Consider the following 20,448-nt stretch of genomic DNA (forward strand, 5'->3'; position numbering starts at 1 on the left):
GGCGCGGGTCGGGATCAGGCCGTGCGGGCCGCCGGGCACGACCGTCGGCTCGGCGCCGGCGATGCCCTTGGCGAGCGGGATCGCCGTGGCGTCGACGGGCGGGGTGCGGTCGGCGTCGCCGTGGATGATCGGGGTCGGGACGTCGATGCGGGGCAGGTCCGCGCGGAAGTCCGTGAGCCGGGCCCGGACGCGGTCGAGGGTGCCCTTGGCGGAGGCGCCGACGACGACGTTCCGGGAGGCCCGGACGCACCTCCTTCCTCGCCGACTTGACGCAGGATCAGGAGGCCGATGTCCAAGGGGGGTTCGGCCGGCCGCGTGCGCGCCGATGACGGTCTGCGCGTACACGACGCCCGGGCGGTACGCGCCCGCGTGGGCCTTGACCCGGTGCCGAGGAACATCTGCGGCCAGTGGTCCACGAAGAGCACGACCGCGTCGTCGGGCGTCAGCAGGTCGCCGCTCGGGGCCGCCTGAACCCGGGTGACATCGAACATGGGGGTGTCCTCTCGGAGGGGTCGTGCGCCGCGATCCTGCGGCCCGGCACGATCCGATGCCACGACCGCCCCCGCCACCCGACTCTTCCTCCCGCACCCGGGAGTCGGCACCACGGCGCCCTCCGGCACCGTCGGCCGGTTCCGCGGCCCTCCTCGCCGCCGCACGACACCCCCGCATGACGCCGCCGCCGTACGGAACGGCGTGTTCCGTACGGCGGCGGCGACGGCCGGTCTGCCCGGGGCCATGGGCGGGCGACCGACACGACAAAGGGCCGACGGAGTGGATCCGCCGGCTTCGGGAGGGGAGTCAGGGACGGCTGGTGAGGTACCCGCCCATGGAGGTGAAGTACTCGGTGGCCGGCAGCTCGCGGCCGTCCTCGGTGCGTACGCGGGTGATGGCCAGGCCGTGGTTGCGGCCGGTGCGGGCGTCGGCGCCGGCGACGATCGCCACGCCCTCGCCCTCGCGGTAGAAGACGCGGCCGGGGGTGCCGCCGTAGAGGCCCTCGGAGACGACCGCGGAGACGATCTCCAGGCGCTTGCCCTTGTGGAAGGTGAAGGCGCTCGGGTACGGGGCCGACTGGGCGCGGACGAGGCGCTCCAGGACCTCGGCCGGCCAGCTCCAGTCGATTCGGATGTCCTCCTCGGCGCGCTTGTGGAAGAAGCTCGCCTGCGACCGGTCCTGCTTCGTGAACTCGGTCTCGCCGGCGGCGATGCGGTCCAGCGCGCCGACGGTGACCGGGGCGATGAGGTCGACGGTCTTGTGGAACAGGTCGGTGGCCGTGTCGGTGGGGCCGACGGCGACGGACTGCTGGAGCACGATGTCCCCGGCGTCGAGGACCTCGTCCATCATGTGCGCCGTGACGCCCACTTCGGTCTCGCCGTTGATGAGCGCCCAGATGAGGGGGGAGAAGCCGGCGTACTTCGGCAGCAGCGAGTCGTGCACGTTGAGCGTGCCGTGCCGGGGGAGGTCGTAGATGCGCGACGGTATGTACGTGCGCCAGTTGTTGGCGACGATGATGTCGGCGTCGGCCTCCTTGAGCCGCGCGAAGAGCTCTTCGTCGTCGGGACGGTTGCGGATGACCACGGGGACACCGTGCTCCTCGGCGAGGTCCGCGACCGAGTCGCTCCAGATCTTCTCGTAGGCGTGCTCGCTCTTGGGGTGGGTGACGACCATCACCACATCGTGCTCGGAGTCCAGGAGCGCTTGAAGGGTGCGATGGCCCCAGGTCTGATAACCGAACATGACGACCCGCATGGAGGTTCCTCCTCTGAAGAGCGATAGATCTCAAAGAAGTAAAGCAAGCCTTACCTAAGGATGCAACGTGCCTGATTTTAGGCGTCGTTTGGGGCTGCAATCCGCTATTTGTCCGGTTTGCCTGGTCGACAGGGTGGCGAGATCAGGTTAGCTTTACCTAAGTTCGCTTGGCTGCCGCTCGTCGGCGTGCCCTGCTCCACATTCTTCATCGACGCCTCACGGGCGGCTGTCCCGCACGATCGGAGTGACATGTCACAGGCTCTTCCTGCTGACGCACCGGTGATCCACGACCTCATAGGCATCGGCTTCGGCCCGTCCAATGTGGCCATGGCGATTGCTCTCACCGAGCACAACGCACGCGTCGGACGGCAGGAGGCGGTCACTGCTCACTTCTTCGAGCGGCAGCCGCGTTTCGGCTGGCACCGGGGAATGCTGTTCGAGGACGCGACCATGCAGGTCTCCTTCCTCAAGGACCTGGTGACGCTCCGGAACCCGTCGAGCGAATACAGCTTCCTCTGCTACCTGCAGAGCCGGGGCCGCCTGATCGACTTCGTCAACCACAAGAACCTCTTCCCGCTGCGCGTCGAGTTCCACGACTACTTCGAGTGGGCGGCGGAGAAGGTCGACGACATGGTGTCCTACGGGCACGAAGTGGTCGCCGTGCGGCCGGTCGTGCGTGACGGCGTCATCGAGTACGTGGACGTGACGGCCCGTTCCGGGGACGAGCTCGTGACCCACCGCGCCCGCAACCTCGTCATCGGCACCGGCCTGCGCCCGTACATGCCGGAGGGCGTCGACCGCACGGAGCGCGTCTGGCACAACTCCGACCTGCTGCGCCGCGTCGACGAACTGGACGGCACCGACCCGTCCCGGTTCATCGTCGTCGGCGCCGGCCAGAGCGCCGCCGAGAACGTGGCCTTCCTGCACCGCCGGTTCCCCGAGGCCGAGGTCTGCGCGGTGTTCGCCCGCTACGGCTACAGCCCCGCCGACGACAGCAAGTTCGCCAACCGCATCTTCGACCCCGCCGCCGTGGACGAGTACTACACCGCCCCGGGTGAGATCAAGAGCAAGCTGATGAACTACCACGGCAACACGAACTACTCCGTGGTGGACATCGACCTGATCGACGACCTGTACCGCCAGTCGTACCAGGAGAAGGTGCTGGGCGAGGAGCGCCTGCGCTTCCTCAACGTGTCCCGCCTCTCGGACGTCGTCGAGACCCAGGACAAGGTGCTCACCACCGTCGAGTCGCTCGTCTCCGGCGAGAAGACCCCGCTGGAGGCCGACGTCGTGGTCTACGCGACGGGCTACCGGCCCGCCGACGCCCTGGGCCTCCTCGGTGACGTCGAGGGCTACTGCCACCGCGACGACGAGGGCCGCGTCAGCGTCGAGCGCGACTACCGCATCACGACGGACCCCGCGCTCCGCTGCGGCATCTACCTGCAGGGCGGTACCGAGCACACGCACGGCATCACCTCGTCCCTGCTGTCGAACACCGCGATCCGGGTCGGCGAGATCCTGGACTCGGTGATCGAGCGCACCCCGAAGGCCGCCGTCGGTGAAGCCGAACGCGTCGTCGACGGGGTCGGTACGTCCCGCTAGGGACCCCGACCGACCCTCCCCACCACTCCCCTCCCGCCTGGCCACGCCGTCCGGCCGGGCGGGCGAGGCATGCACCGTGCAAACCCCGTGAAAGGAAAACCCGTGTCCGTTGGGACCAGCCCCGCGCTGACGAGAATCGTCAGAAACTTCCCCCGCGTGGCCGTTGCCGCCGCCGCCGCCCTCGTTCTGAGCGCGTGCGGTGGTGGTGCCGAGAAGACCGAGTCGAAGCCGTCCGGCGAGGCCCCCGCGAAGTCCGCGGCCTTCCCGGTCACGGTCGACCACAAGTACGGCAGCACGACCATCGAGGCCGAGCCGAAGAAGGTCATCACCCTCGGTCTGTCGGACCAGGACGCCGTGCTCGCCCTCGGCGTGAAGCCGGTCGGCGCCGTCGCCTGGTTCAAGGAAGAGCCGTTCGGCAAGTGGCCGTGGGTGAAGGACCAGTGGGGCTCCACGCCGCCGCAGCTCGTCGGTGAGCGCGACGAGTACAACATGGAGAAGATCGCGGCCCTCAAGCCGGACCTGATCATCGCCCAATACTCGGGCATGAAGAAGGAGCAGTACGACACCCTGTCGAAGATCGCCAAGGTCGTCGCGCAGCCCAAGGGCGCCGAGGACTACCAGGCGACGTGGCAGGTCATGACGAAGCAGATCGGCAAGGCGCTGGGCAAGGACGCCGAGACCGACAAGCTCATCTCCGGCGTCGACGCCCGCTTCAAGGCCGTCCGCGACAAGCACCCGGAGTGGAAGGGCAAGACGGTCGCGGCCGGAGAGCCCTACGAGCCCGGCAAGTTCTCCGCGTTCTCGCCGAAGGACCCGAAGGTCGCCTTCCTGACCGAGATGGGCTTCACCACCACGGACCTCTACCGCACCACGCTGGGCAACGACGTCATCGCCGACCTCAGCTTCGAGCGCTTCGACGTCATGGAGGCCGACCGCACCGTGTGGCTCGGCACCGCCGAGACCGAGGCGCAGCTGAAGGCCGACCCGCTGTACACGAAGACCAAGGTCCACCAGGAGAAGCGGGACATCTTCCTGCCCTACGAGGGCCCGGACGTCGGTGCCGCGCTCTCCTTCAACACCGTGCTGAGCATCCCGTACGCCATCGACCAGGTCGTGGCGAAGCTCGAAGCCATCAAGTAACACCACCGACGCGCGACCAGGGAAAGGCCCTCTGAACGATGTTTGACGCCGAGTCCGACCGGATTCCTGCCACCGGGACCCCTGTCACCGGTGGGCAGTCCGGAATTTGGCTTGCTCAGCAGATCGAGCCGGACAGTTCGGCCTTCAACGTCTCGTTCACCCTGGACCTGCGCGGTGACGTCGACCTCGACCACCTGGCCGCCTCCGTGCGCCAGGTGGTCGAGGAAGCGGACTGCCTCCACGTCGTCTTCGCGACCGACGCGGACGGCAGCCCCCGCCAGGTTCCCCGCCGCCACCCCGTCGACGTCCCCATCGTCGACCTGCGCGCGGAGGCCGACCCCGAGGACGCCGCCTGGGAGTGGATGGGTGCCCACCGCACCCGTCCCCTGGACCTCGCGGCCGCTCCGCTGTTCTCCCACACGCTGCTGCGCCTCGCCGACGACCGGGTGCTGTGGTACCAGTGCTACCACCACCTCGTCATCGACGGCGTCAGCCTCGGCCTGCTCTCGCGTCGCGTGGGCGAGCTCTACACCGGTGACCGGCCCGTCGCCCCCGTCTCCTGGGATGTGAACCGCCTCGTCGCCTCCGAGCAGGCCTACCGGGCCTCCGAGGAGTACGTCGCGGACCGGGCGTACTGGCTGGAGCGTTTCGCCGACCGGCCCCGGCCCGTCCGCCTCGTCGAGCCCGGCCAGAAGATCATCACGCGCCGCTACCGGCGCACCACCGAACTTTCCGTGGCGGCCACCGACCGCCTCAAGGCCGCCGCGCAGGCCTCCGGCGTGCGGGTGTCGCGCCTGCTCGTCGCCGCCGTGGCCGCCTACCTGCACCGCACCACCGGCGAGCAGGACCTCGTCCTCGGACTGCCCGTCACCAGCCGACAGGACCGTGCCGTCCTGGGCGTCCCGGGCATGGTCTCCAACATCGTGCCGCTGCGGCTGTCCGTGCGCCCCGGCACCACCGTCGGCGAACTGCTGGTCCAGACCGACGAACGGATCCGCGAGGCCGTCGCCCACGGCCGCTTCCGCGCCGAGGACCTGGCCAAGGAACTCGGCCTCGTCGAGGGCGTGCCCGAGCTCGTCGGCCCCACCGTCAACATCCTGCCCGGCACGGACTGGCTGCGCTTCCGGGACCACCACTCCGATCTGCGTCCGCAGTGGCTCGGAGCGGTCAGCGACCTGGCCGTCAGCGTCGGCGAGTCCGTCCGCGGCGCCGTCCGGATCCTCTTCGACGCCGACGGCGACCAGTGCTCGGAAGAGGAACTCGTCGCCCACCAGGAGCGTTTCGGCACCCTCCTCGACGCCTTCGCCGAGGACGCCGCCCGGCGCATCGGCAACCTCGAACTCACCACCCCCGCCGAACGCGCCCTGCTGTTGGAGGACTTCGGCGTCTCGCCGAGCGAGTCCCCCGAACTGTCCTGGCCCGCCGCCTTCGAGGCGCAGGTCCGCCGCAGACCGCAGGCGGTCGCCCTGGTCTGCGAGGACCGCGAACTGACCTACGCGGAACTGGACGCGGCCGCCAACCGGCTCGCCCGCCTGCTCGCCGCCCGCGGCGTGGGCGCCGAGGACGTCGTCGGCGTGGCCCTGCCCCGCTCGCCCGAGCTGGTCACCGCCCTGCTGGCCGTGATGAAGGCCGGCGCCGCCTACCTGCCGCTGGACTCCGACCACCCGCAGGACCGCCTCGCCTACATGCTCCAGGACGCGGGCGCCCGTACCGTCGTCACCGCGCGCGAGCAGGCCGCGGGCCTGCCGGAGCTCCCCGGACTGGACCCGGTCCCGCTCGACGACCCCGCGACGGCCGCCGCGCTGGCCGCCCAGGACCCGGCCCCGCTCGGCGTGGAGATCCCGCTCGACCGGGCCGCGTACGTCATCTACACCTCCGGCTCCACCGGCCGCCCCAAGGGCGTCGTCGTACCCCACGACGGTGTCGGCAGCCTCATCGCCACCGCGACCGAGCGGATCGGCATCACCGCCGACAGCCGGGTCGTCCAGTTCGCCTCCGTCGGCTTCGACGTGACGGTCTGGGACCTGATCATGTCGCTGTGCGTCGGCGGGCGGATCATCGTCGTCCCCACCGAACGCCGCGTCGCGGGCCCCGCGCTCACCGAGTACATCGCGGAGCACCGGGCGACCCACATGATCCTGCCGCCCTCGCTGGTGTCGGCGATGCCGCAGGACTGCGAACTTCCCGAGGGCGCCGTCCTCGTGGTCGGTACCGAGGCCGTGCCGAGCGAGCTCATCGCCCGCTGGTCGCACCGCCTGCAGATCGTGGTCGCCTACGGCCTGACCGAGGCGAGCGTCAACTCCACGCTGTGGCTCGCCCGTCCGGACTGGCAGGGCCCCGTCCCGATCGGCGAACCCGACCCCAACACCCGTGCCTACGTCCTGGACTCCGCGCTGCGGCCCGTCCCCGTCGGCGTCGAGGGCGAGCTGTACGTCGCCGGCCGCGGCCTGGCCCGCGGCTACCTCGGCCGCTTCGGCCTGACCTCCGAGCGCTTCGTCGCCGACCCGTTCGGCGAGCCCGGCACCCGCATGTACCGCACCGGTGACCGGGTCCGCTGGACCGCGGAGGGCAACCTCGACTTCCTGGGCCGCGCCGACGGCCAGATCAAGATCCGCGGCCACCGCATCGAGCCCGGCGAGATCGAGAGCGCCTTCATGGCCTGCTCCGGGATCGCCCAGGCCGCCGTCCTGGTCCGCGAGGACCAGCGCGCCGCCAAGCGGCTCGTCGCCTACCTCGTCGCCGACGCCTCCCTGGACGCCGCCGGGGCCGAGGCGGCCGTCACCGCCGCCCGCGCCGAGGCCGCCCAGGGCCTGCCCGACTACATGGTCCCGTCGGCCGTCGTCCGCATGGACGGCCCGCTGCCCCTGACCCCCAACGGCAAGCTCGACGCCCGCGCCCTGCCCGACCCGCTGTGGACCGCGATGACCGGCGACGCGGCCCCCACCACCCCGACCGAGACCGCCCTCGCGGGCCTCTTCGCCAACGTCCTCGGACTGCCCTCGGTCGGCGTCCACGACAGCTTCTTCGAGCTCGGCGGCGACAGCATCGTCGCCATCCAGCTCGTCACCCGTGCCCGGGCGGCCGGACTCGCGATCAGCCCCCGCGATGTGTTCCGCCTCCGTACCGTCGCCGCCCTCGCCCGCGCCGTCGGCATCGCCCGCGCCGCCGGCGACGCCCCGGCGACGCCCCGGGCCGCCGCGGAGCTGCCCGAGCCGTTCTCCCTGGTGCCGCTCACCGCCGAGGACCGCGCCGAGTTCGCCGACGGCATCGGCGAGCTGCTCGACGTGGTCCCGGCCACGCCGTTGCAGGAAGGTTTCTTCTTCCATGCGGTCATGGACCGCGACGGCGCCGACGGCTACGCCGTCCAGGACACCGTCGAGCTCGGCGGAGACGTCGACCCCGAGGCCCTGCGGGCCGCCGTCCAGCGCCTCCTCGACCGGCACCCCTTGCTGCGCGCGGCCTTCCGCCAGCACCCCGACGGGCCCGTCGTCCAGGTCATCGGCGCCGACGTCGCCGTCCCCTGGGCGTTCACCGACCTGAGCGGCCAGGACGCCGACCGGCAGCGCGCCGCCGTCCTGGAGACCGCCGCCGCCGAGCGCGACCGCGGCTTCGACCTCGGCGCCCCGCCGCTGATGCGCGCGGCCCTGGTCCGGCTCGGCGCCGAGCGCTCCCTGCTGATCCTGACGATGCACCACATCATCGTCGACGGCTGGTCCGTCTCCCTGGTCATGCGGGAACTGCTCGACGGCTACCGGCCCGGCGTCCCCGCCGCGGACACCGCCGTCGATCCGACCTACCGCGCCTACACCGGCTGGCTGGCCGGCCGTGACCGCGAGCCGGCCCGCGACGCCTGGCGCGACGCCCTCGCCGGACTCGACGCGACCGACGGACTCCCGTACCGGGCCGGGGAGACGGCCGGCGCCGGATCCGGCCGGATCACCGTGGAGCTGAGCGCCGCGCGGACCGAGGCGCTCACCGCCCGGACGCGGGGCCTCGGGCTCACCCTCGCCGCCGTCGTGCAGGGCGCGTTCGGCCTGGTCCTCGCCGATGTCCTCGGCGCCCAGGACCTGGTCATCGGCACCACCGTGTCCGGCCGCCAGGCGCCCGTCGAGGGCATCGAGTCCCTCGTCGGCCTGCTCATCAACACCGTGCCCGCCCGTCTGGGCGCGCGCCCCGAGCAGTCCCTCGCCGAGGTCCTCACCGCCTTCCAGGACGGCCAGGCCGAACTGCTGGACCACCAGCACCTCGGTCTCGCCGAGATCCAGCGGGCCGTCGGCCGCGGCGACCTGTTCGACGCCCTCGTCGTGGTGGAGAACCTGCCCGACGCGGGTGACGTCTCCGACCCGCAGGGGCTCGTCCGGATCCTCGGATCCGAGATCGACGACTCGGTGCACTACCCGCTCGCCCTCACGGTGATGCCGGGCGAAACGATTCGCCTCCAGCTCGACCACGACCCGGCCCGCCTCGACGCCCGCGCGGCCGCCCGGTTCGCCGACCGGCTGCTCGCCCTGCTGGAACAGGTCACCACCGATCCGGAACTGCCCGTCGGCCGGATCTCCACCCGGTCCGCGGCCGAGCTGGACGGCACCCTCGCCGCCCTCGCCGGCGCCGAGCGGCGGCCGCCCGCCGGCACCGTGCACGGCGCGTTCGAGGAACAGGCCCGCCGCACCCCCGACGCCGTCGCCCTCGTCGACGAGGCCGGCCGGACCTCGTACGCCGAACTCGACGCCCGCGCCGAGGCGCTGGCACGCCGGCTCGCCGCCCACGGGGTGGCCGCCGAATCGGTCGTGGCCGTCGCCGTGCCCCGCTCCGCCGCCTCCCTGATCGCCCTGCTGGCCGTCATGAAGGCCGGCGCCGCCTACCTGCCGGTCGACGTGGACTACCCCGCCGACCGGGTCCGCCACATGCTGTCCGACTCCGGCGCCCGCACCGTCGTCACCACCGGGCCCGCCCTGGCGAAGCTGCCCGCCCTCGACGCCGTCACCCCGGTCCGCATCGACGAGGCCGACGCCGAGGCCGGTACCGACGTCGAGGCCGGTACCGCCTCCGCGGCCGCCGCGCTCGCGCCCGTCGACCCGGACGGCGCCGCCTACGTCATCTACACCTCCGGCTCCACCGGTCTGCCCAAGGGCGTCGTGGTCCCGCACCAGGCCGTCGTCGGCCAGCTCGCCTGGACCGCCGAGGAGTTCGGCTTCGGGCCCGGCGAGCGGGTGCTGCACCAGTACTCGACCAGCTTCGACCCCTCCGTCCAGGAGATCTTCGTACCGCTGATCACCGGTGGCACCGTCGTCATCGCCCGGCCCGACGGCCACCGCGACCCGGCCTACCTCGCCGAGCTGATCCGCGCCGAACGCGTCACCAACGTCGACCTGGTGCCCTCGCTGTACACGGCCCTGCTCGCCGAGGAGACCGACGGCGCCCCCTGGTGGGCGAGCCTGCGCCGCGCCTTCAGCGGCGGCGAGGCACTGCCCGTCCCGCTCGCTCGGCGCTGGCAGGAGCGCACCGGCGTGCCCCTGCACAACGTGTACGGGCCCACCGAGGCCGTCATCCAGGTCACCAGCTGGCAGGCCGGCGCCGAGTCCGCCGAAGCGGCCACCGTGCCCATCGGCCGGCCGGTGTGGAACACCCGGCTGCACGTCCTCGACCGGTACCTGCGCCCGGTGGCCCCGGGCGAGCCGGGCGAGCTCTACCTCGCGGGCGCGCAACTCGCCCGCGGCTACCACGGACGCACCGCGCTCACCGCGGAGCGGTTCGTCGCCGATCCGTTCGGCACTCCTGGAGCGCGGATGTACCGCACCGGAGACATGGTCCAGTTCAACGCGGACGGTGTGCTCACCTATCTCGGGCGCACCGACCACCAGGTCAAGATCAGGGGAAACCGGGTGGAACTCGGCGAAATCGAAGCACGGCTGCGGGACGAGCCGGCCGTCGGCGACGCGGTGGTCGTCGCCCGCGACGACGAGCGCGGGGTCAAGCAGCTGGTGGCCTACCTGGTCCCGGCCCCCGGAGGCCGCGCCGACGCCCTGGACACCGAGGCCGTGCGCGCCGCGCTGACGGCCAAGCTGCCCGCGCCCATGGTGCCCAGCCACTTCGTCGCCCTCGACGCGCTGCCGCTGACCCCCGGCGGCAAGACCGACCTCAAGGCCCTGCCCGCGCCCGCGGTCCGCCGCAGGGCGGCCGCCCGCACTTCCCGCGAGGGCCGCGAGCAGCAGCTCTGCGCGATCTTCGCCGAGGTCCTCGGCCTCGACGCGGTCGACGCCGACGAGGACTTCTTCATGCTCGGCGGCGACAGCATCCTGTCCATGTCCGTCGCGAGCCGGGCCCGCAAGGCCGGCCTTGCGGTCAGCCCCCGCGAGGTCTTCGAACACCGCACCCCCGCCGCCCTCGCGGCCGCCACCGGCGCCGCCGACACCGCGGCCGCCCCGGCCGCCGACACCGACGGCGTCGGCGACATCACCCTGCTGCCGATCGTCCACCAGCTCCGCGAGGACGGCGGACCCATCGGCCGGTTCAACCTGTCGATGCTGCTCCAGTCGCCCGCGGCCGCCGACGCCGACACCCTGGCCCGGGTCCTCCAGGCCGTCCTGGACCACCACGACGGCCTGCGCACCCGGCTGACCCGGATGGACCTCGGCCCGGCCATCCCGGCCCTGTGGTCCGCCGTCACCACCCCGGCCGGCAGCGTCGACGCCGCCGCCCTGCTGCACCGCGTCGACGCCGGCGGCCTCGACGACGACGCCCTGCGCGCCCTGATCACCGCCGAGTCCGACGCCGCCGCGGGCCGCCTCGACCCCGACACCGGCGCCATGGTCCGCGCCGTCTGGTTCGACGCGGGCACCGACACCCCCGGCCGGCTGCTGCTGGTCGTCCACCACCTGGTCATGGACGGCGTGTCCTGGCGCGTCCTGCTCGGCGACCTCGCCGCGGCCTGGGACGCCGAGGTCCAGGGCCGACGCCCCGAGCTGGAACCCGTACCCTCCTCGCTGCGCCGCTTCGCCCGGGAGATCGCCGAGCAGGCGACCTCCCCGCAGCGCCAGGCCGAACTCCCCTACTGGGCCAAGACCCTGGCCCCCGGCGCCGAGCTCGTCCCCGGCGCCGACCGGACCGGTACCGCCGGCGACGCGCGGGACCACACCGTCACCCTCACGACCGACGAGACCCGCGCCCTGCTGACGTCGGTGCCCGCCACCGCCGGCGCCGACGTCACCGAGGTCCTCCTCGCCGCCCTGCGCCTGGCCGTCTCCCGGCGGCGTGCCGACAGCGGCGTCGACCCGGCCGCCGACCTGCTCGTCGACCTGGAGCGCCACGGCCGCGACGGCACCGCCCTGGACCTGTCCCGCACCGTGGGCTGGTTCACCGGCCTGCACCCCGTCCGGCTGCCCGCCGCCGACGGCGCCCTGGACACCCTCAAGGCCGTCAAGGAGTCCGTCCGATCGGCCCCCGACTCCGGCGCCGGATACGGCATGCTGCGCTACCTCAACCCGCAGCTCGCCCCCGTGTTCGCGCAACTGTCCACCGCCCAGGTGCTGTTCAACTACTTCGGCCGGCTCCCCGCCGACCAGGCCGTCGACTGGGCGCCCGCCGCCGAGTCCGACGCCCTGTCCGTGGAACCGGACGCCGGACTGGCCATGCCGTACCCGCTCCAGATCAACGCGGTCTGCGCGGACACCCCGAACGGCCCCGAACTGCGCGCCACCTGGACCTGGCCGGCCGGCCGGGCGCTCGCCGAGGACGACGTCCGGGCACTGGGCCTGGCCTGGGCCGAGGCCCTGCGCGAACTCATCGCCCAGGCCGCCGGATCCGACTCCACCACCGGCGTCCTGACCCCCTCCGACCTGCCGCTCGTCCAGCTCACCCAGGCCGAGATCGACCGCGTCGCGCAGGTCAGCCCCGTCCCCGTCGCCGACATCTGGCCGCTGTCCCCCCTCCAGGAGGGCATCCACTTCCACGCCAGCTACGACACCGACGGCCTGGACGTCTACACCGCCCAGGACTGCTTCGACTTCGGCCACCGCCTGGACCTGGACCGGCTGCGCGCCGCCACCACCCGCCTCCTCGCCCGGCACCCCAGCCTGTGCGCCGGCATCACCTCCGACGGGCTGCCCGCCCCCGTGCAGTTCGTCGGCCCGGCCGCCGAGGTCCCCGTACCGCTCACCGAGACCGACCTGACCGGCCTCACCGCGGAACAGCGCGCCACCCGCCTCACCGAAATCTCCGACGCCGACCGGCTCCGCCGCTTCGACCTGGCCTCGCCCCCGCTGTTCCGGCTCCAGCTGATCCGGCTCACCGAGAACACCGACCGCCTCATGCTCAGCCACCACCTGGTGGCCTGGGACGGCTGGTCCCAGTCCCTGTTCCTCGACGAACTGCTCGCCCTGTACGCGGCCGCCGGCGACGACACCGGCCTGCGCACCCCCGGCAGCTACCGCGACTACCTGAGCTGGCTCGCCGAGCAGGACTTCGACGCGGCCCGCGCCACCTGGGGCACCGCCCTCGCCGGACTCGACGAGCCCACCCTGGTGGCCCGCGGCCGCGGCGGCGAGCCCACCATCCCGCGCCGGCACGCCCTCGACCTCGGCGCCGACCTCAGCGACCGGCTCCGCGGCTCCGCCCGCGAACACGGCCTGACCATCAACGCCGTCCTCTCCGCCGCCTGGGCGCTGGTGCTGTCCGCCGCCGTCGGCAGCGACGACGTCGTCTTCGGCGCCACCGTCGCCGGCCGCCCGGCCGACGTGCCCGGCGCCGACACCACCATCGGCATGTTCCTCAACACCGTCCCGCTGCGGATCTCCCTGCGCCCCGAGGAGACCGTCGCCCAGCTGCTGCGCCGGGTCCAGACCGAGCGCATGGCGCTCATGGACCACGAGTACCTGGGCCTGGCCGAACTCCAGCGGGCGGGCGGCCACCCCGTCCTGTTCGACACCCTGTACGTGCTGCAGAACTTCGCCGACGAGGGCGCCTTCCGCGAGCTCACCGACCGGCACGGCATCACCGGAGTGGGCAGCGTCGACGCCACCCACTACCCGATGACCCTCATCGTCAACCCGGCCGAGCGCGTCCAGGTCAAGCTGGAGTACCGCCCCGACCTCATCGACGACGACCGGGCCGTCGCCACCCTGGCCCGCTACCGGACCCTCGTCGAGCGACTCCTGGGCGACCTCAACGCCCCCGTCGGCACCCTGGACCTGCTGCTCCCCGACGAGCACGCCGACCTGACCGCCGCCCGGGCCGCGAGCAACGAGCCCGTCCCCGACGAGACCGTCGCCGACCTGCTCGCCACCCAGGTGGCCCGCACCCCGGACGCCGTCGCCCTCGTCTTCGGCGACACCGCCCTCACCTACGCCGAACTCGACGCCCGGATCAACCGCACGGCCCGCCTGCTGCTGGCCCGCGGCGCGGGCCCCGAGCGGACGGTCGCCCTGGCGCTGCCCCGCTCCATCGAGATGGTCGTCGCCCTGTTCGCGGTCCTGCGCACCGGCGCCGCCTACCTGCCGCTCGACCTGGACCACCCCGCCGACCGGCTCCGCCTGATGGTCGAGGACACCGGGCCGCTGTGCCTGCTCACCACCCTCGCCGTCGCCCCGACGCTGCGCGCCGAATCCGGGCCGCTCGCCCCCGAGGTCGCCCTGGACGACCCGGCCGTCGCCACCGAACTGGCCGCCCTGCCCGACACCGAGGTCACCGACGCGGAACGCCCCGCGTTCGCGCACGGCGTCCCCGGCCGGCTGGAGCACCCGGCGTACGTCATCTACACCTCCGGGTCCACCGGCAAGCCCAAGGGCGTCGTCACCCCGTACCGCGGTCTGACGAACATGCAGCTCAACCACCAGGTCGAGGTGTTCGACCCGGCCATCGCCTCCACCGGCGGCCGTCGCCTGCGCATCGCGCACACCGTCTCCTTCGCCTTCGACATGTCGTGGGAGGAGCTGCTCTGGCTGGTCGAGGGCCACGAGGTCCACGTCTGCGACGAGGAGCTGCGCCGCGACGCCGAGGCCCTGGTCGCCTACTGCGACGACCACCGCATCGACGTCGTCAACGTCACCCCGACCTACGCCCAGCTGCTCATCGAGGAAGGCCTCCTCGACCACGACGAGGCCGCGGGCAAGCACCGTCCCGCCCTCGTCCTGCTCGGCGGAGAGGCCGTCTCCGACACCGTCTGGACCCGCCTCGCCGAGACCGACGGCACCTACGGCTACAACCTGTACGGCCCCACCGAGTACACGATCAACACCCTCGGCGGGTCCACCGCCGACAGCGCCACCCCCACCGTCGGCCGCCCCATCCGCAACACCCGCGGCTACGTCCTCGACGCCATGCTGCGCCCGGTCCCGCCCGGCTGCCCCGGCGAGCTGTACATCGCCGGCACCGGCCTGGCCCGCGGCTACCACGACCGGCCCGGCCTGACCGCCGAGCGGTTCGTCGCCGACCCGTTCGGCGCCCCCGGCGAGCGCATGTACCGCACGGGCGACCTCGTACGGCAGCGCCCCGACGGCCTGATCGACTTCCTGGGCCGCACCGACGACCAGGTCAAGATCCGCGGCTACCGCATCGAACTCGGCGAGATCGCCACCGCCCTGTCCGCGCACCCCGACGTGGCCCACGCCGCCGTCGTCGTGAACGAGCGGGCGGCGGGCAAGCGCCTGGTCGGCTACGTGGTCCCCGAGGACGGCGCCGAACGCGGCGAGGCCCTCGTCCAGGACCTGCGCGAGCACCTCAAGGCCTCCCTACCCGACTACATGGTCCCGGCGGCCCTGGTCGCCGTCGACACCCTGCCGCTGACCGTCAACGGCAAGCTCGACACCAAGGCCCTGCCCGCCCCCGAGTTCGCCGGCGCCGGCGCCGGCCGCTCCCCGCGCACCCCGCGGGAGGAGACCCTCTGTGCCCTGTTCGCGGAGGTGCTCGGCCTCACCGAGGGCAGCGTCGGCATCGACGCCAACTTCTTCGAGCTCGGCGGGCACTCGCTCCTCGCCACCCGCCTGATCGCCCGGGCCCGCACCGCGCTCTCCGCCGAACTGGCCATCCGGGACCTCTTCGAGGCACCGACCGTCGCCGAGCTCGTCGAACGTGCCGCCGGCTCGCAGGCCGACGCACGCCCCGCCCTGGTGGCCGGCGAGCGCCCCGATGAACTGCCCCTCTCCCACGCCCAGCAGCGCCTGTGGGTCATCCAGCAGCTGGAGGACACCTCCGCCGCGTACAACTTCCCGCTCGTCATGCGGCTGCGCGGCGACCTCGACATCACCGCCTGGCGGGCCGCTCTGGCCGACGTCACCGACCGCCACGAGGCCCTGCGCACCCTCTTCGTCGAGCGCGACGGCCAGGCTCTCCAGCGGGTCCTGCCCGCAGGCCGGTCCCAGCCGCCGGTCGAGCACCTGCGCGCCACCGAGGAGGAGGCCGCCGCCCTGGTCGACGCGGCCATCAACCGGCCCTTCGACCTCGCCCGCGAACTGCCCCTGCGCGTCACCGTCATCGAGGTGGCGCCCGAGGAACACGTCGTCGTGATCCTCCTGCACCACATCACCACCGACGAGTGGTCGGACCGCCCCTTCCTCGGCGACCTGGCCGCCGCCTACGCCGCCCGCCGCACCGGCCGCGCCCCGCACTGGGAGCCGCTGCCCGTCCAGTACGCCGACTACGCGCTCTGGCAGCGCAAGCTGCTCGGCGACCCGGCCGACGCGCAGAGCCTGGCCGCCCGCCAGCTCGACCACTGGCACCGCACCCTGGACGGCGCCCCCGAGGAACTCGACCTGCCCACCGACCGGCCCCGCCCGGCCCGCCCCGCCTTCACCGGCGCCGAACTCGACATCGAGTTCGACGGCGAGGCCTACCAGGGACTGAAGCGGCTGGCCAAGGACAACGGCGTCAGCATGTTCATGGTGGTCCACGCGGCCGTCGCGACCCTGCTGCACCGCCTCGGCGCCGGCACCGACATCCCGCTCGGCTCGCCCATCGCCGGCCGCGGCGACGAAGCCCTCGACGACCTCGTCGGCTTCTTCGTCAACACCCTGGTCCTGCGCACCGACCTCAGCGGCGACCCCACCTTCACCGAGCTGCTCGCCCGGGTCCGCGACACCGACCTGGCCGCGTTCTCGCACGCCGACGTGCCCTTCGAGTCGGTCGTCGAGAAGCTCAACCCGACCCGCTCGCTGGCCCGCAACCCGCTGTTCCAGGTGATGGTCGGCTACCACGCCCGCACCGAGGGCGAACTGGACCTGGCCGGCCTGGGCGTCGAGTACGTCCCCTTCCGGATCCGCTCCGCCAAGTTCGACCTCGTGTTCAGCTTCACCGAGCAGACCTCCGCCGACGGCGCGGCGGGCTCGCTGGTGTGCCGCCTGGAATTCGCCACCGAGCTCTTCGACCAGGACACCGCCGAGCGGATCGGCGAACGCCTCGCGGCCCTGACCGGTGCCCTCGCCGCCGCCCCGGACCGGCCGGTGTCCGCCGCCCCGCTCCTCGTGGGCGACGAACGCGCCCTCGTCCTGGACGGCTTCAACGGCGGGCCCCGCGAGGTCGACGAACTGTCGCTGCCCGCCCTGTTCGCCCGGCACGTCGCCGAGCGGCCCGACGCGGTCGCCGTCGTCGACCGCGACACCCACCTCGACTACGCCGCCCTGGACGCCCGGTCCAACCGGATCGCCCACCTGCTGGCCGCGCAGGGAGTCGGCGTCGAGAGCGTCGTCGGCGTGGCCGTGCCCCGCTCGGCGGACATGATCGCCACCGTGCTCGCCGCGCTGAAGCTCGGCGCCGCGTTCCTGCCGCTCGACCTGGTCCACCCCCAGGACCGGCTCGGCTACATGATCGAGGACTCCCGGGCGACCCTGGTCGTCGGCACCGAGACGGTGGCCGGCAAGATCCCCGCCACGGACGTCCCGGTCCTGCTGCTCGACGCGCCCGGCACCGCCGCCGCCCTGGCCCTGCGGCCGACCACCCCGGTACCCACCCCGCCGGTCGCCCTGGACCAGGCCGCGTACGTCATCTACACCTCCGGCTCCACCGGCCGGCCCAAGGGCGTCGTCGTCCCCCACGAGGGCATCTCCAGCCTCGTCGCCACGGCCGTCGACCGGATGGGACTGGAAGCCGACAGCAGCGTCCTGCAGTTCGCCTCCATCGGCTTCGACGTGTTCGTCTTCGAACTCGCGATGGCGCTCTGCCACGGCGGTCGCCTCGTCCTCATCACCGACGAGGCACGCGTCGCCGGACCGGCCCTCACGGACTTCCTGGCCGACCACGCGATCAGCCACATGATCCTGCCGCCGTCCCTGGTGTCCGCGCTGCCCGCCGGCTGCGAACTGCCCGAGGGCTCGACCGTCCTGGTCGGCACCGAGACGGTGCCGCCGGACCTCTTCGAGCGGTTCGGCGCCACCGCGAACCTGATCTGCGCCTACGGACTCACCGAGGCCACGGTCAACTCCACCCTGTGGCCCTCGCGCGGCGCGGAGCTGCGGCCCGGCGCCCGCGTGCCGATCGGCGCCCCCGACCCCAACACCCTCGCCTACGTCCTGGACGACCGGCTCCAGCCCGTCCCGCCCGGCGTGGTGGGCGAACTGTACGTGTCCGGACGCGGCCTGGCCCGCGGCTACCTCGGCCGGTTCGGCCTGACCGCCGAACGGTTCGTCGCCGACCCGTTCGGCGCCCCCGGCAGCCGCATGTACCGCACCGGTGACCGGGCCCGCTGGCGCCGCGACGGGAACCTCGACTTCCTGGGCCGCGTCGACACCCAGGTCAAGATCCGCGGCTTCCGCATCGAACTCGGCGAGATCGAGGCCGCGCTCGTCGGACACCCGGCCGTCAGCCAGGCCACGATCGTCCCCGACCGGGCCGGCGACATCGTCCGCCTCGTCGGATACGTCGTCCCGGAGAGCGGAGCCCTCGACCCGCAGGACGTCCGGGCGCACGTCGCCGCGCAGCTGCCCGAGTACATGGTGCCCGCGCTCGTCGTCACCCTGGACGGCCCGCTGCCGCTGACCCCCAACGGCAAGCTGGACCACAAGGCGCTGCCCGCGCCCGACTGGTCCGGCATGACCGGCGGGGCCCGCCCGGTCGGCGCCACCCAGGCGAAGCTCGCCGGCCTGTTCGGCGAGATCCTCCAGCTCGACGAAGTCGGCGTCCACGACAACTTCTTCGCCCTCGGCGGCCACTCCATGGCCTCCATGCGCCTCCTCGGCCGCATCCGCGCCGAGTTCGGCGTCGAGCTGAGCATCCGCGACGTGTTCGACGCCCTGACCGTCGCCGGTCTCGCCGCCAAGCTCGACGGCGCGGCCGCCGCCCGCCCGGCCCTGCGCCCGGCGGCCCCCGGCACCGACACCACGGGCCCGGCTCCCGTACAGCGCCCGCAGTGGGAGGCGCACCGGCGCTGGGACGGATTCGACCACGGCCTCGTGCTCCGCTCGCCGGGCGCCCTGGACCCGGCCGCCCTGGCCGCCGCCCTCGACGACGTCGTCACGCGCCACGAACCGCTGCGCACCCGCTTCACCGAGCAGGACGGCGCCGTACGCCGCGAACCCGCGCCCCACCCGGCGCTGGAGACGGAAACCTGCGCCGACCTCGACACCCGGCTCGGCGAACTCGCCGCGCTGCACCCCGACCTGACCCGTGAGGCACCGCTGCGGGCCCGCCTGCTCACCGGTGCCTCCGGCGAACAGGCCCTGCTGATCACCGCGCACTACCTCGCCGTCGACGAATGGTCCGTGGTCCCGCTGTTCCGCGACCTCACCGAGGCCTACGAGGCCCGCGAGCAGGGCCGGGCCCCCGCCTGGGAGCCGCTGCCCGTCAGCTACTCCGACTACGCGGCCTGGGCCGAGCGGGTCATCGGCGACCCCGCCGACCCCGCCGGCCTCGGCGCCCGCCAGCTCGCCTGGTGGCAGGAGAACCTGGCCGGCGTCCCGGAGGAGCTCGCGCTGCCCGTGGACCGGCCGCGCCCGCAGGCCCCGGACGTACGCGGACCTGGCGGCGACTACGTCTCCTTCGTCCTGGACGAGCAACTGCACGCCGACGTCGACGCGCTCGCCCAGTCCACCGGCACCAGCATGTTCATGGTGCTGCACTCGGCCCTGTCCGCCCTGCTCACCGCCCACGGTGCGGGCACCGACCTGCCGATCGCCACGATGGTCGCCGGCCGTGGCGAAGAGCAGCTCGCCGACCTCGTCGGCTGCTTCTTCAACACCGTGGTGCTGCGCACCGACACGGCGGGGGACCCCACCTTCGCCGAACTGCTGGGCCGGGTGCGGGAGATCACGCTCAGCGCCCTGGACCGGCAGGACGTCCCGTTCGACGCGGTCGTCCGTGCCACCGCGCTGTCCGACGGGGGACCGCAGGTCATGGTGATCCACCACGAACAGGCGGACCTCGGACAGCTGGAGGGCGGCGTGGGCTCCTTCCACGCGGTGCCGACCGGCTCGGCGAAGGCCGAGCTGACGCTCAGCTTCTACGAGCCGCGCGGTGACGGACCGGTCCACTGCGAACTGATCCACGCCACCGACCTGCTCGGCCGGGCCAAGGCCCGCCGGCTCGCCGAAGAACTTCACCGGCTGCTGCGCCATGTGGTGGCCGAACCCGGACAGCCGCTCTCGGAGCTGTTCACCGTTATGTCCATGAGGAGTGAGAACGCATGACCACCAACCCGTTCGAGGACCCGCAGGGCCGCTTCCTGGTCCTCGTCAACGACGAGAACCAGCACTCGGTGTGGCCGGCCTTCGCCCAGGTGCCGGCGGGCTGGCGGACCGTCTTCGGTGAGGACACCCGGGACGCGTGCCTGACCTACGTCGAGACCAACTGGACCGACCTGCGCCCCGCGAGCCTGGCCGCCCAGCAGGCCTGATCCCGCACGCGCCACTGCGCCGCCCCCGGTGAGGAACCCTCCTCGCCGCGGGCGGCGTCCGTGCGTTGCGGCCCGGTGGCCGTGGAGCCGGGGGCGGGTACGGTGCGGCCGGCCTCGCGCCCGCTCGCCAGATCGGAAGAGCGTCG

General features: G+C 73.1%; 5 protein-coding genes. 4 read left to right on the forward strand and 1 reads right to left on the reverse strand.

Annotated features, from left to right (window positions below; genetic code table 11):
* Positions 1–798: 798 nt before the first annotated feature.
* Complete coding sequence (locus tag NOD94_RS10230) at positions 799–1,746, reverse strand: methionyl-tRNA formyltransferase (RefSeq protein ID WP_281205488.1); 948 nt, start codon at positions 1,744–1,746, stop codon at positions 799–801.
* 249 nt (positions 1,747–1,995) lie between these two features.
* Here NOD94_RS10230 and NOD94_RS10235 point away from each other — a divergent pair, with 249 nt between their 5' ends.
* From NOD94_RS10235 to NOD94_RS10250, 4 genes are all read left to right on the forward strand, one after another.
* Positions 1,996–3,348 carry a lysine N(6)-hydroxylase/L-ornithine N(5)-oxygenase family protein gene (locus tag NOD94_RS10235; protein ID WP_281205489.1) on the forward strand — a complete coding sequence of 451 codons (1,353 nt, stop codon included), beginning with the start codon at positions 1,996–1,998 and terminating at the stop codon, positions 3,346–3,348.
* Between the two features lie 156 nt (positions 3,349–3,504).
* Complete coding sequence (locus NOD94_RS10240) at positions 3,505–4,488, forward strand: iron-siderophore ABC transporter substrate-binding protein (protein WP_281205490.1); 984 nt, start codon at positions 3,505–3,507, stop codon at positions 4,486–4,488.
* 38 nt (positions 4,489–4,526) lie between these two features.
* Complete coding sequence (locus NOD94_RS10245; protein ID WP_281205491.1) at positions 4,527–20,096, forward strand: non-ribosomal peptide synthetase; 15,570 nt, start codon at positions 4,527–4,529, stop codon at positions 20,094–20,096.
* Entirely contained in the window at positions 20,093–20,302 is a 210-nt protein-coding gene (locus NOD94_RS10250; RefSeq protein WP_281205492.1) for an MbtH family protein, read from the forward strand. The genes NOD94_RS10245 and NOD94_RS10250 overlap by 4 nt, the downstream gene beginning before the upstream one ends.
* The last annotated feature ends 146 nt before the right edge of the window (positions 20,303–20,448 follow it).

Origin of the sequence: Streptomyces sp. Isolate_45 (assembly GCF_024721315.2) — a bacterium.
Lineage (GTDB): Bacteria > Actinomycetota > Actinomycetes > Streptomycetales > Streptomycetaceae > Streptomyces.